Source organism: Pseudarthrobacter sp. WHRI 8279 (assembly GCF_040224115.2).
Taxonomy (GTDB): domain Bacteria; phylum Actinomycetota; class Actinomycetes; order Actinomycetales; family Micrococcaceae; genus Arthrobacter.
The window spans coordinates 2,109,756-2,122,501 of the sequence record NZ_CP168162.1; the positions used below are offsets into that span (position 1 = coordinate 2,109,756).

Below are 12,746 nucleotides of genomic sequence, written 5' to 3' on the forward strand. Positions count from 1 at the left end.
TCCTAGGGCCGCCACTGCCCATCGGTCACAGACCGCTAGGGTAGAACCATGACTTTGGGGAGTTTGTGGCAGTTGCTCGCGCTTAAAACGAGGTGGTGGATGGCCGGCGGCACGGCCTGCGTCCTGGCAGGGTCGGGCCTGGGGATGCTCCAGTTCTCCAGCGTCCTCGGGGATGGCCGGTCCGATCCCCTGCTGCAGCTCCCCTCGCTCGTCCTGAGCCTCGGCGGCGGCTATGCGGTCCTTTTTCCGGGCATCAGCATCAGCCGCCAGGGAGTCAGGCTGTACCGGGACTGGCGGTACCACCCGCCCGCGGCGAAGGTCCTCTGGGTCCTGTCCCTCGCCGTCGCCCTCGGCGGGCTGGTGGCCTGCATCCTCGCAGGCCTCGCAAATCCCCTGTTGCCGGGCCAGCTGGTATGGCTTTTCACGGGAATCTACCTGGTCCTCGCCGGCTGGTCGTCCGCGCTGCTGGGCCAGGCGGCCGCCTTCCGGGCCGCCCCGGGCCTGGCGGCCGATCCCGCCGGTGCTACAGCTCCAGGCCGATAAGCAGCGGTTCCGGGTGCAGCCGGATACCAAAGCGCTGTTCGACGCCGGCGCGCACCTCGCGTGCCACCGCCGCCACGTCCTGGGCGGTGGCTGAGCCGCGGTTGGTGATGGCGAGGGTGTGCTTGGTGGACAGGGAGGCCCTTCCGCCGCTTACGCTGCCCGGTTCCAGCCCGAAACCCTTGGCAAAGCCGGCCTGGTCGATCAGCCAGGCGGCGGACAGCTTCACCAGCCCGTCCTGGCCTGCCGGGTAGCGTGGCGCACCTTCCGGCAGGGCCGCAGCCACCTCGGCCGGAACAATCGGGTTGGTGAAGAAGGATCCGGTGGAGTACGTGTCCCGGTCCTGTGGGTCCCACACCATGCCCTTCGAAGCTCGCAGCCGGAGCACCTCGCGGCGCACATCGTTCGCGTAGGCACGCTTGCCCGCCTCGACCCCGAGGGCACGGGCGAGCTCCGCATAGCGGATTGGCGCGCTCATCCGCCCCAAAGGCAGCTGGAACTCCACAGTCAGCACCACATAGCGGGGGGAGCCGTTCACGGTGGTCTGCTTCAGGATGGAGTCCCGGTAACCGAACTTCAGCTCCGAGTTGGTGAAGGTTTTGACAGCGCTGCGCTCCCGGTCCCAGGTGCGCACTGCCGCGATGGTCTGGGACACGTCGGCTCCATAGGCGCCCACGTTCTGCACCGGCGTGGCCCCGGTTGACCCTGGGATCCCGGCGAGGGCCTCCAGGCCAGACCAGGCATGGCGGACAGCGTGGTCCACCAGCCTGTCCCAGTTGTGCCCGGCCTGCACCACCACGGCCACGCCGCCGCAGGAGTCCTCCGCGTTGACCGTGAACCCCTCGGAGGCGATTCTGACAACCGTTCCCGGGAACCCGTCGTCGGAAACCAGCAGGTTGGAGCCACCGCTAATGATCAACAGTGGCTCCCCCGCCGCGTCGGCCGCCTGGACGGCGTCGATGATCTCAGTCTCGGTGCGAGCCTCGATATACGTGCCGGCGGGGCCTCCAACGGCGGCCGTGGTCAGTTCGGAAAGCATCGTGGGTGTCACCAGACCACCTTACTAGTGAAACCAGAGGGGCCCGGCGGAGCCCGCCGCCACCTGCCACTCCACCCGCATTTAACAACTTCGACAATTAAACTAACAAAATTTGTTTTAGATATTTACAAATCTGTCATACATGCGTACCTTCAACCCCAGCGGATCTCACATATGGGTCCGCTTCCCCGCAAACGCATAGGACAGCTATGACCATTTCCAGGACTCTGGCCACAAGCCTGATGAGCCTATCCACGGCCGCATTGTTCACCCTCGCCTCGGCAGGGGGATCCATGGCGGCACCGCCTGCCCCGGAGGACACGGACGTTCGCGGAGTCAGCAGCACCAGGATTTCCGGTACCGTTGACGCCGGCTACTGGACGCCGGAACGGATGCGGGCGGCCACACCCGGCGAGGTTCTGGCAAAAAAAGCACTGCAACGGCAAGCAGCCACCGCCCCGCACGCCGGGGAGGAAGCGGGCAAGGGAGCTGAAACCAGGATCAAGGGCTCGGATCCGTTCATCCAGCCGTTGGCGAATGCCAGCGAAAATCCGGTACCCCACATCGGCAAGGTGTTCTTCACCCTGGGCGGAGCGGACTATGTCTGCTCGGCGAACTCCGTCGCGTCCACCAACAGGAATACAGTTTCGACGGCAGGCCACTGCCTCAATGAAGGCCCTGGGGCGTTCGCGACCAGGTTTACCTTTGTGCCGGCCTACCTTAACGGCGCCGCACCCTATGGCAAGTGGACAGCCAAAGCGCTTTACGCCCCCACCCAGTGGAGCTCGTCAGGCAGCATGCAGTACGACACAGGATTCGCCGTCATGTCCCAGCTGAACGGCCGCAACCTGGCCGACGTCGTCGGTTCCTCCGGCGTAAGGTTCAACGCCGCCCGCGGCCTCAGCTACAAGGCATTCGGCTACCCGGCAGCTTCACCCTTCAATGGAGAATCACTCAAAAGCTGCACAGGCACAGCAACGAACGATCCCTACAACCCGCAGTTCTACAGCCAGGGAATCCCGTGCAACATGACAGGCGGTTCCTCCGGTGGCCCCTGGTTCATCGGCACTTCCTCAGGCGGGTACCAGAACTCGGTCAACAGCTACGGGTACGGAAGCAATTCCACCAAAATGTACGGCCCGTACTGGGGCTCCGTCATCCAGTCGACCTACAACGCCGCCGCTTCGTCCTACTGACCCGGCCGCAACCCACTAAGAAGGTTGAGGGAGGCTTCCCCTTGGGGCGGCCTCCCTCAACTTTCCAGGCAGCCGGGCGTGATGCCGGCGGGGCTTCAGGAAAGCCGGACGACCGCCTGGGCCTTCATCAGGACCTTCTGGCCGGCGGCCATAACGGTAAGATCCACCCGCGCAGTGTTCGCCTCGGCGTCGAGCTTTCCAACAATGCCACTGACCTCGATGGTGGCGCCGGCGCCAGGGGTGCCGGTGGTGTCGGTGACCAGGACCGGCTTGGTGAACCGGGTCTGGAAGTCGACGACGGCGGCCGGGTCGCCTACCCAGTCGGTGACCAGCTGGACGGCGGAGCCCATGGTGAACATGCCGTGGGCGATGACGCCGGGCAGCTCCACACTGGTGGCGAAGGCCTCGTTCCAGTGGATGGGGTTGAAGTCGCCGGAGGCGCCGGCGTACTTGACGAGGTCGGTGCGGGTGACCTCAATGGTGCGGCTGCCGATCTCCTGGCCGGCGCTGATGTCATGGATGCTGAGGCTCATGGTTACTGTCCCTCTCCGCGGACCAGGATGGACGACGACGTGGTGGTGACGGGCTCGCGGGAATCGTCCGCGCCGAGGGCGAAGATTTCCGAACGCGTGGTGATCATCGCACCGCCGCCCATGGCCCGGACACCGTCCACGTGCAGCTCCGCCACGAGGCGGTCTCCGGCGAAAATCGGCCGGTGGTGGGTGAAGCGCTGGTCTGCATGGACCACGCGGGAGAAGTCGATGCCGGCGTCCGGATCCTCGATGAGCTGGGCATCGGCACGCTGCGCAATGATGATGGCGAAGGTCGGCGGTGCCACCAGGTCATCGTGGCCCAGGGCCTTGGCTGCGTCGACGTCGAAGTGCGCGGGATGGGTTGCCTTCACGGCGCGGGCGAACTCGCGGATCTTCTCACGGCCAACGTCGTACACCTCTGCGGCAGGGAAGCTTCGGCCCTGCAGGTCCGGATTGATAGTCATGGCCTCAAGCCTATCCTTGCCGTACCGGCCAGGGGCTTGTGCCGCCCTGATATGATGAATTCATCAATCCATCATGCCGCTTGCCTATCACTCATCGTGCGATCGGCTACCAACGCCACTTCCAGGAGCTTTCCATGCTGCCTTCCGCCCAGGCTCCGTTGTACGAGATCAAGGCCAACCTCTTCAAGGGCCTGGCGCACCCGGCAAGGATCCGCATCCTTGAATTGCTGGCAGCGGCGCCGGAGGAAACCGCGGCTGTGAGTTACCTCCTGGCGGAGACAGGGCTTGAAGCCTCGCACCTCTCCCAGCACCTGGCCACGTTGCGCAAGCACAAAGTGGTGACCTCTGTGCGCACGGCCAATGCCGTGACCTACCGGCTGGCGCACCCCGGGATTTCCCAACTGCTTGCCATCGCGCGGACTTTCCTCCTGGACAACCTTGCCGACTCCAACGAACAGCTCCGGCTGGCCCGGCAACTGCCTGCAGGGCACCTGGCTGGCGGGACTGCCTCGTGAACACGGGCGTAACCACCCCAAGGCGGCACTTCAACAGGTTCCTGCCAACGAAACTGGACTACGCAGGGCTGGGAACGTCATGGCGGACCGACCTGCTGGCCGGCATCACGGTGGGCATTGTGGCCCTGCCGCTGGCGCTCGCATTCGGCGTCAGCTCAGGGGTTGGTGCGGAGGCCGGGCTCATCACAGCGATTGTCGCCGGCCTCGTGGCAGCTGTGATGGGCGGATCACCCGTTCAGGTGTCCGGCCCCACCGGCGCCATGGTTGTGGTCCTTGCCCCCGTGGTGGCAGTCCATGGCACCGGCAGCGTGGCCCCGTTGTCGCTGATGGCGGGGCTGCTGGTCTGCGTCCTTGGCTTCAGCGGCCTGGGCCGGGCCGTTGCGTTTATCCCGTGGCCTGTGGTGGAAGGCTTCACCCTGGGGATCGCCGCCATTATTTTCCTCCAACAGGTTCCGCTCGCCACCGGCACGTCCGGCGTCCCGGGACACAACACCCTTGTCGCTGCCGTGGAAGCTGCCTCCGCCGCAACTGTTCCGACGGCGTTGCTGACACTCGGGCTCGTGGCGGGCGTCGCCGTCGTGATGGTCCTGGTGCAGAAGCTGTTCCGGGCCCTGCCGGCCAGTCTGATCGCGGTGCTGCTCGCCGCAGCGGCCGCCGAGCTGTTCGCGCTGGACATCCCCAGGATCGGCCCCCTGCCCCATTCGCTTCCTGCCCCGGCAGTGCCGGCCTTTGACGTGGAGCTGGTGGGCAGCCTGGCCATGCCCGCCGTGGCGATCGCCTGCCTTGCAGCCATCGAGTCCTTGCTCTCTGCCCGGGTCGCGGCAGGAATGACCGGCCCCGACGGCAGGCCGGGAGGCCCGTACAGCCCGGACCGGGAACTGACGGGCCAGGGCCTGGCGTCCATCGCTGCAGGCCTGTTCGGCGGCATGCCCGCCACCGGGGCCATCGCGCGGACGGCAGTGAACGTCCGCTCGGGTGCAAAATCGCGCCTGGCTGCCGCTGTCCACGCTGTGGTGCTGCTGGCTATTGTCTACCTCGCGTCAGGGATGGTCAGCCGTATTCCGCTGGCAGCCCTCGGCGGGGTCCTGATGGTCACTGCGGTGCGGATGGTGTCCCGGCGGACCGTTGCGGCGATCCTCCGCTCCACCCGGTCCGACGCCGCCGTCTTCATCCTGACGGCGGTCATTACGGTGGCGTTCGACCTGATCGTTGCCATCCAGATCGGGCTCGCGGCCGCAGCCCTCTTTGCCCTCCGCACGTTCGCCTCGCTGAGCAGCGTACAGCGGGAGGAGATCCCCGGGCCCCGGGCCGAGGGTGACGAGCACATCGCAGTCCTCCGGCTGGACGGGGCCATGTTCTTCGGCGCCGCCGAACGGATCCTGCAGGAGATCAGCCAGGTCAAGGACGTCCAGGTGGCCATCATCAGGCTTTCCCAGCTGCGGATGCTCGACGCCACGGGCGCGCATGCACTGGTGGAGGTGGTCTCCGCCCTCGAGCTGCGGGGCATCACGGTCCTGCTCAAGGGCGTCCGGCCGGACCACCTGCAGCTGGTGACGAACGTTGGAGTGATCCGTTCCCTGCGGCACCACAAGCACCTGTTCGGGCACCTCGGTGACGCTGTGGAGCACGCCCGCAGCCACGTCCGCCGTAACGCCGCCTACCGCTTGTAGCCCTTCCGGATAGCCTGGCCGCGGACCACAATTCCGGCGATGTGCAGGACAAGGCCCAGGCCGATCACGGGAAGGGATGCAGTGGCAAGGCCGGAGTTGCCGCTGGTGTTGCCAACCAGGTTGAGGATAATCCCGACGGCGATCAGCCCCATCGCACTGAAAACCAGGACTTTATAGCGGGTCGGCGCGGTGGCCCAGAATTCGTTCAGCACCCTGCCAGTCTACCGGGGGGTGCGCCTGCAGCACGGGCCGGCTGCCGGGGCGCAGGCTCAGAACAGCGCCTCCTGGACGGCCGGGACCTCGGAAGTGAAGTGGCCCAGTTCGATGCTGCGGCCCTTGAGCTGGCCAAGATCCACCACGAACTCCAGGTCGGTGCCGTCGATGGTTGCCAGGGCGAAGCTGCCGCACAGGGAACCAAGCGTCAATCCGTGCGAGCCGGCACCGAGGGCGTGCGGATAGGGGTGCCGGGGGCTCGCAGAGCACAGCGGGCCGGCCAGTCCCGGCCTGTTCCACACTTCCTCCACCACCTGGAAGCCCCCAGCCCCGGACCGGGAGACTACTCCGCGGGCGGAAGCGGCGAGGGCCGCGTTATGCCCGCTGAGCCGGCCGGCCGGGGCCGGGGCAGCCAGCGCGGCAGCCTTGGCTGCGGACCGGACCTGCTGCGGAAGACCGGCCTCGCGCGTGACCAGGTCCTCGAGGATCCGCACCACGCGTCCGTCGGCGGCATGCGCTACGTAGCTGGCAGCCACGGCTCCCTGCTCGGCAAGCCGTTGCCATTTGCGGAGCTCCGCGGCCGTGCCCACTTTGCTGGCGCCGTTGGCGAAGGTGGCGACGTAGAGCCAGTGTGGCTGCATCAGGTAGCTGCGCAGCCCCGGCGGGACCCGGCCGTCCCGGTGGAAGTCGTGGATGAGCCGGGACTCGTCCACCACAAAGCACCGTTCGCACTGGTGTCCGCGGACTGCGGGCGCCCGCTGGGCGCAGAGGACGTGGTCCCGGTGGGCCGGACCGTGCACCACGTGGTGGCCGAGGCAGTACTTCCCCTCGGCGGCGAGCCGGAAGCCCAGGCGCGTGCCGGCGTCGAGCGTTACGTTGTGGAAGGTGCCCTCCGGCGCCTGGAGGCGGAGGAACGGGTGCGTCTGGACGTCCGCGCCAACGGTTGCATCCGGAGGCGCAGGCCAGAAGACCCCGTGGACCAGATAGCGCGTGTCACGGGGTCTCCTGAAGTGAAAGAGCGGGTGTTACAGCGCGGGCTGCACCCCAAAGGCTACCGCGAGCTTCATGATCTTCTCGGCGCGGCCCAGGCGGGGCAGGTCGGAGCCGTCGCGGATAACGCGCCCGTTGGCTTCGAAGTCCGCCATGAAGTCCGTGGCCCAGGCGACGTCCGACGGCGTGGGGCTGATGACCTCGTTGATCACAGGGGTCTGGTCGATGGCCAGGCAGAGCTTGCCGGTCATGCCCATCATCACGGTGATGCCCGTCTGCTCGCGCAGGATGGGGTGGTTGGTGCCCACAGTGGGACCGTCGATGGGGCCGGGAAGGTTGCCCACCCGGCTGGCGACGACCAGCTTGGCGCGGGGGTAAGCCATGGCCTCGGGCGTGGCAGCCATGCCGGTATCGCGGCGGAAGTCGCCGGAGCCGAATGCCAGGCGGAAGGCGCCCTGTGCCTTGGCGATGTTGTTCGCTTCCTCAATGCCCAGCGCGGACTCAACCAGCGGGATGACGGGCGTCTTGCCGTCCATGCGGTGAAAGCTCTCGGTCACCTGGTCTGCGGATTCGGTCTTGGCCAGCATGACACCCAGGAGGCCCGGGGTGCCGCGCAGGCCCGCCAGGTCGTCCGCCCAGAAGCGGCTGGTGGCATCGTTGATGCGGACCCAGGCCTTGCCGCCGGCGGTCAGCCAGTCCACAACGTTGTTCCGTGCGTGGTCCTTCTGCGACGGGTCCACGGCATCTTCAATATCCAGGATGATCGAGTCAGCGCGCGACACCGCGGACTGGTCGAACAGCTCTGTCTTCATGGCATTGACCAGAAGCCAGGACCGGGCGATTTCTGCTGGGATATTGCGTTCCGGCCTTACGGTCTCGGTGGCGATGGTAGACGTCATGTATCTACCGTATCCGCCCCGCAACCCGGACGCCGAAGAAAATGGCCTGCTTGTGGGGATCAATACGAACTAAACCCCATATGACCGGACTTGCCGGAAAGCAAGTAGCAGCAGGTGTCGTTTTGGGGGCCCAAAACGACACCTGCTGCTACCTGGTTGGGGTGGGTCAGGGGATGTTGCTGCCCCGCGCCGTCACCCAGAGTTTGTACCAGTCGGCCCGGGACATGGTGCCGGCCACGCGGGCGGCGTCGGCACAGGCACGGATTCGTTCCGAATTGACCGTCCCGATCACCGGCGCGATGCCTGCCGGGTGCTTCATCAGCCATCCCAGCAGGACGGACTCCCCGGAGCTGCCGTACTCCCCCGCCAGCCGGGCCACGAGCTCGGCGGTGGCGGCATCGGCCGATGCCGGGCCTTCCGGCTCCGCCCCCGTGTACAGGCCGCGCGCCAGCGAGCCGTAGGCCTGCAGCGTGATGGAGTTGCGCACGCAGTACTCAAGCGTGCCGTGCGGAAAGCTGTAGTCCAGGTGCTCGGCGTGGTTGACCAGCACCTGGCTCTCCAGCCACGCCCGCTTGAGCAGGCTCATCTCCAGCTGGTTGGCAACAACCGGGGTTTCCAGCCGGTCCTGCAGCGCCTCGATCTGCGCCCCGGACATGTTGGACACACCCAGCTGCCTGACTTTGCCTTCCGCCATCAGCTGCCCGACGGCGGCGGCCACCTCCGCCGGGTCCGCCAGCGGGTCCGGCCGGTGCAGCAGCAGGACGTCCACATAGTCCGTCCGCAGCCGCTTCAGGCTTCCGTTAACCCTGTCCAGGATGGCCTCGCGGCTGAGGTCGTAGTGCGTCTGCAGCCCGCGTTCGTTGAGCCGGATGCCGCATTTGGTCTGGAGCCTGATGCGGTCCCGCAGCCCCGGTTGGGCGGCCAGGACTTCACCAAACACTGCCTCGGACTTGCCGCTGCGGTAGATATCCGCGTGGTCGAACAGCGTGATCCCGGCATCCAGCGCGGCCTCGACGGCGGCGGCGGCCTGGTCCACATGTTCCGTTCCATGCGGCTCGTCAGACCAGCTGCCGCCCAGGCCCATGCACCCGTAAATAAGTTCCTGCATCAGGCTGGCCGCCCTTCCGGGACGCGTGCAGGCATCAGCGCAGCCATGCGGTGGTGCCGCCGGGCAGCTTGCCGTCTTCCAGCGCTGCGCTGCTGACCAGGACGGTCCCCGCGGGGAGTTCGACGGCGGTGTCCCCGAAGTTGGTCACGGACTGCCAGCCGCCGGGGCGGCGGAAGTGCAGGACCTCCGGGTTGGCGTTCTCCACCCATTCCAGGTCCTCATCCGCCTGCAGCTCGTGCCGCAGCTTCAGGGCGGTGCGGTACAGCTCCAGGGTGGAGCCTTCGGTGCCGTCCTGCGCCTCCACGGCGTACTTGCTGAACCAGTCCGGCTGCGGCAGGTGCGCCCCGCCGTCGCCGAAGCCGAAGGAGGTGCCTTCCACCTTCCAGGGCAAGGGCACGCGGCAGCCGTCGCGGCCGATTTCCACTCCCCTGTTCCGGAAGAAGGAGGGGTCCTGGCGTTCGGATTCAGGGATCTCCGCCACTTCCTGCAGGCCCAGTTCCTCACCCTGGTAAAGGTAGGCAGACCCCGGCACTGCCAGCATCAGCAGGGTTGCCGCGCGGGCACGGCGTTCACCCAGCTCCACATCCAGCTGGTCCTTGGGGCCGCCGGCAAGCAGCCAGTCCTTGCCGTCCTGGCCCTTGGCTCCTGCCTTGGTCTTGGAAACCTGCGGCAGCCCGTAGCGGGTGGCGTGCCGGACGACGTCGTGGTTGGAGAACACCCAGGTGGAGGAGGCCCCGGTGGCGGCGGCCTCAGCCAGGTTGCGGGTGATGATCTCGCGGAACTCGTCGGCGTCGAAATCTGCCTGCAGCAGGTCGAAGTTGAAGGCCTGGCCGAGCCCCTGCGGGCTGGCGTAGCGGGCCCGGCGGGTGGCGTGCACCCAGGCCTCGGCCACGGCGGTGCGCGGCGGGTTGTACTCGTTGAAGACCTCACGCCACTCGGCGTACACCTCGTGGACCTCGTCGCGGTCCCAGAACGGGTGGGTGCCGTCGTCGAAACCGTCCACACCGGTGTTGGCGGCGCTCAGTTCCAGCTTGGACAGCAGCGGTTCGGTGAGGTCCTTGGTGAGGGCGTGGGCCACGTCCACCCGGAAGCCGTCCACACCGCGGTCGGACCAGAAGCGCAGGGTCTTGAGGAAGTCGTCGCGGACCTCGCGGTTGGACCAGTTCAGGTCTGGCTGCTCCTTGGCGAAGATGTGCATGTACCACTGGCCGGGGGTGCCGTCCGGTTCGGTGATGCGCTCCCAGGCGGGGCCGCCGAACACGGAGTCCCAGTCCGACGGCGGGAACTCGCCGTCCGGGCCCTTGCCGTCACGGAAGATGTAGCGGTCCCTGGCGGGTGAGCCCTTGGGCGAGGCGAGTGCTTCCTTGAACCACTCGTGGCGGTTGGAGGAGTGGTTGGGGACGATGTCGGCGATGAGCTTGATGCCGGCCCCGTGCAGCGTTTTGGCCATCTCGTCGAAGTCGTCCAGGGTGCCCAGTTTGGGATCGACGTCGCGGTAGTCATCGACGTCGTAGCCGCCGTCGGCGAGCGCCGAGGGGTAGAAGGGGCTCAGCCACACGGCGTCGATACCCAGTGCCTTCAGGTACGGCACCTTGGAGGTGATGCCCTTGAGGTCGCCGATGCCGTCGCCGTTGGAGTCGGCGAAACTGCGCGGGTAGATCTGGTAGACGGCGGCCTGCCGCCACCAGTTCGGATCGGACAGTGGGCCGGAATCGGACAGGGTTGCCAGGGTGGCGGTGGTGCTCACAACACTCCTTTATTTAGTATCTAAATTTTCTTTTGACCAGTATGTTCCGGCCGGGCGCGGAAGGTCAACAGCAGGGCTGCTGCGCGCCCCGGACGCCGCTTCAGGCCTTGAGCCAGGCGGTTGATTCTCCTGGAAGCTTGCCGTCTGTGATCCCGCCGCTGGAGATCAGGACCCTGCCGGCAGGCAGTTCGACGGCGGCGGTACCGAAGTTGGCCACGACGTGCCAGCCGCCCGGGCGCACAAAGTGCAGCACCTGTTCATCTCCGCTGCCGCTCCATTCCAGGGTCTCTGCACCCTGGAGTTCGCGGCGCAGCGCCAGTGCCTGCCGGTAGAAGTTCAGGGTTGAGGTGTCGCTGGCGTCCTGGCTGCTGGCTGCGTATTCGGCGAACCAGTCGGGCTGGGGCAGGTGGGCGCCGTTGGCACCGAAGCCGAAGGATGGTCCCGAGGGATCCCAGGGCAGGGGCACGCGGCAGCCGTCCCGGCCCAGGCCGTCGTACTCCGCGCCCCGGAAGAATGACGGGTCCTGGCGCTGGTCAGCGGGGATGTCCGCCACCTCGTGCAGCCCCAGTTCCTCGCCCTGGTAGAGGTACGCGGAGCCGGGAAGGGCGAGCATGAGCAACGTGGCGGCCTTGGCGCGGCGGATGCCGCCTTCCACGTCCAGCGCTTCGCGGGGGCCGCCCGCTTTGACCCAGTCCACCCCCGGTTTTCCCGGCCGGCCGTTGAGCGGTTCCAGACCGTAGCGTGTGGCGTGGCGGGTGACGTCATGGTTGGAAAAGACCCAGGTGGTGGTGGAGCCGGTGAGGCGGGCCTGTTCTAGGTTGTCCGTGATGATGGTGCGGAACTGGGGAGCGTTGAAGTCGGCCAGGAGCAGGTCGAAGCTGAAAGCCTGGCCCAGTCCCTCAGGAGAGGCGTACTTGGCCCGCCGGGCGGCGGTCTCCACCCATGCCTCCGCCACGGCAAACCGCGGCGGGTCGTATTCGTTGAAGACCTTGCGCCATTCTGCGTAGATCTCGTGGACCTCATCACGGTCCATGAGCGGGTGCGTCCCCACGGTACGGTCCATCGCGTCCAGTTCCTGCTTGCTGGGAAGCTCGGCGGGGAGGTCCTTGACCAGAAGGTTGGCCACGTCCACGCGGAAGCCGTCCACGCCGCGGTCAGCCCAGAAGCGCAGGGTCGTGAGGAAGTCCGCACGGACCTCCGGGTTGTCCCAGTTCCAGTCCGGCTGTTCGGGAGTGAAGGTGTGCAGGTACCACTGGCCGTCGTCCACCCGGGACCAGGCGGGGCCGCCGAAAGCGGCTGTCCAGTCCGACGGCGGCAGTTCGCCGTGCTCGCCCTTGCCGTCCCTGAAGTGGTACCGCTGCCGGGCCGGTGACCCCTTGGGGGCGGCCAGGGCTTCCTGGAACCAGGCGTGCCGGTTGGAGGAGTGGTTCGGGACGATGTCCACGATTACCTTGATGCCCGCCGCATGCAGAGCCGCGGCCATGGAATCGAAATCCGCCAGGCTGCCGATCTTGGGGTCGACGTCGCGGTAGTCATCGACGTCGTAGCCGCCGTCGGCCAGGGCCGAGGGGTAAAACGGGCTCAGCCACACGGCGTCGATCCCCAGGCCCTTCAAGTACGGCACCTTCGCGGCAATGCCCTTGAGGTCCCCAATCCCGTCGCCGTTCGAGTCGGCGAAACTGCGTGGATAGATCTGGTAAACCGCGGCCTGGCGCCACCAGTTGGTGGCGTCCGCGGGACCGTTGTCGGCGTGGTGCGTCTGGCTGGCGAGGATGGACAAGCGGTTTCCCCTTTCCGGGGTGCTGGAGTTGTTGATGGCGTGCATGCTGGCG

13 protein-coding genes are annotated in these 12,746 nt (G+C 67.0%); 4 read left to right on the top strand and 9 right to left on the bottom strand.

Annotated elements, in window-relative coordinates:
* Nucleotides 1–48 precede the first annotated feature (48 nt).
* Nucleotides 49–543, top strand: coding sequence for a hypothetical protein (locus tag ABRP28_RS09645; RefSeq protein ID WP_350006119.1), 495 nt, complete (start codon nucleotides 49–51; stop codon nucleotides 541–543).
* Here ABRP28_RS09645 and ABRP28_RS09650 read toward each other — a convergent pair.
* Entirely contained in the window at nucleotides 524–1,591 is a 1,068-nt protein-coding gene (locus ABRP28_RS09650) for a UDP-N-acetylmuramate dehydrogenase (RefSeq protein WP_350006117.1), read from the bottom strand. The genes ABRP28_RS09645 and ABRP28_RS09650 overlap by 20 nt on opposite strands.
* 197 nt (nucleotides 1,592–1,788) lie before the next feature.
* Between ABRP28_RS09650 and ABRP28_RS09655 the strand changes: the two genes are divergently transcribed.
* Complete coding sequence (locus ABRP28_RS09655; RefSeq protein ID WP_350006115.1) at nucleotides 1,789–2,775, top strand: hypothetical protein; 987 nt, start codon at nucleotides 1,789–1,791, stop codon at nucleotides 2,773–2,775.
* Nucleotides 2,776–2,870: 95 nt separating this feature from the next.
* On the opposite strand, the gene ABRP28_RS09660 is transcribed toward ABRP28_RS09655, so the two are convergent.
* Both ABRP28_RS09660 and ABRP28_RS09665 read right to left on the bottom strand, forming a co-directional pair.
* Nucleotides 2,871–3,308 (bottom strand): MaoC family dehydratase, encoded by a 438-nt coding sequence (locus tag ABRP28_RS09660; RefSeq protein ID WP_350006113.1) that lies wholly within the window; start codon nucleotides 3,306–3,308, stop codon nucleotides 2,871–2,873.
* 2 nt (nucleotides 3,309–3,310) lie between these two features.
* Nucleotides 3,311–3,772 carry a MaoC family dehydratase N-terminal domain-containing protein gene (locus ABRP28_RS09665; RefSeq protein ID WP_350006111.1) on the bottom strand — a complete coding sequence of 154 codons (462 nt, stop codon included), beginning with the start codon at nucleotides 3,770–3,772 and terminating at the stop codon, nucleotides 3,311–3,313.
* Nucleotides 3,773–3,906: 134 nt separating this feature from the next.
* On the opposite strand from ABRP28_RS09665, the gene ABRP28_RS09670 reads away from it, so the two are divergent.
* Together ABRP28_RS09670 and ABRP28_RS09675 are read left to right on the top strand one after the other, a co-directional pair.
* The gene (locus ABRP28_RS09670) at nucleotides 3,907–4,287 is read left to right on the top strand and encodes a metalloregulator ArsR/SmtB family transcription factor (protein WP_350006109.1); all 381 of its coding nucleotides are present in this window, start codon (nucleotides 3,907–3,909) and stop codon (nucleotides 4,285–4,287) included.
* Complete coding sequence (locus tag ABRP28_RS09675; RefSeq protein ID WP_350006107.1) at nucleotides 4,284–5,957, top strand: SulP family inorganic anion transporter; 1,674 nt, start codon at nucleotides 4,284–4,286, stop codon at nucleotides 5,955–5,957. Before ABRP28_RS09670 ends, ABRP28_RS09675 begins: the two co-directional genes overlap by 4 nt.
* On the opposite strand, the gene ABRP28_RS09680 is transcribed toward ABRP28_RS09675, so the two are convergent.
* The 6 genes from ABRP28_RS09680 to ABRP28_RS09705 form a co-directional block, all read right to left on the bottom strand.
* The gene (locus ABRP28_RS09680; protein WP_174176805.1) at nucleotides 5,945–6,169 is read right to left on the bottom strand and encodes a DUF3188 domain-containing protein; all 225 of its coding nucleotides are present in this window, start codon (nucleotides 6,167–6,169) and stop codon (nucleotides 5,945–5,947) included. The two genes, ABRP28_RS09675 and ABRP28_RS09680, sit on opposite strands and share 13 nt — an antisense overlap.
* A gap of 57 nt (nucleotides 6,170–6,226) precedes the next feature.
* On the bottom strand, nucleotides 6,227–7,153 hold the full coding sequence (locus tag ABRP28_RS09685; protein ID WP_350006125.1) for a DUF2797 domain-containing protein: 927 nt from the start codon (nucleotides 7,151–7,153) through the stop codon (nucleotides 6,227–6,229).
* Between the two features lie 42 nt (nucleotides 7,154–7,195).
* Complete coding sequence (locus ABRP28_RS09690; RefSeq protein ID WP_066278004.1) at nucleotides 7,196–8,059, bottom strand: CoA ester lyase; 864 nt, start codon at nucleotides 8,057–8,059, stop codon at nucleotides 7,196–7,198.
* A 166-nt stretch (nucleotides 8,060–8,225) separates the two neighbouring features.
* Nucleotides 8,226–9,167 (bottom strand): aldo/keto reductase, encoded by a 942-nt coding sequence (locus tag ABRP28_RS09695; protein ID WP_350006105.1) that lies wholly within the window; start codon nucleotides 9,165–9,167, stop codon nucleotides 8,226–8,228.
* A gap of 34 nt (nucleotides 9,168–9,201) precedes the next feature.
* On the bottom strand, nucleotides 9,202–10,914 hold the full coding sequence (locus ABRP28_RS09700) for a glycoside hydrolase family 13 protein (RefSeq protein WP_350006103.1): 1,713 nt from the start codon (nucleotides 10,912–10,914) through the stop codon (nucleotides 9,202–9,204).
* 100 nt (nucleotides 10,915–11,014) lie between these two features.
* On the bottom strand, nucleotides 11,015–12,694 hold the full coding sequence (locus ABRP28_RS09705; protein ID WP_374152972.1) for a glycoside hydrolase family 13 protein: 1,680 nt from the start codon (nucleotides 12,692–12,694) through the stop codon (nucleotides 11,015–11,017).
* Nucleotides 12,695–12,746 lie beyond the last annotated feature (52 nt).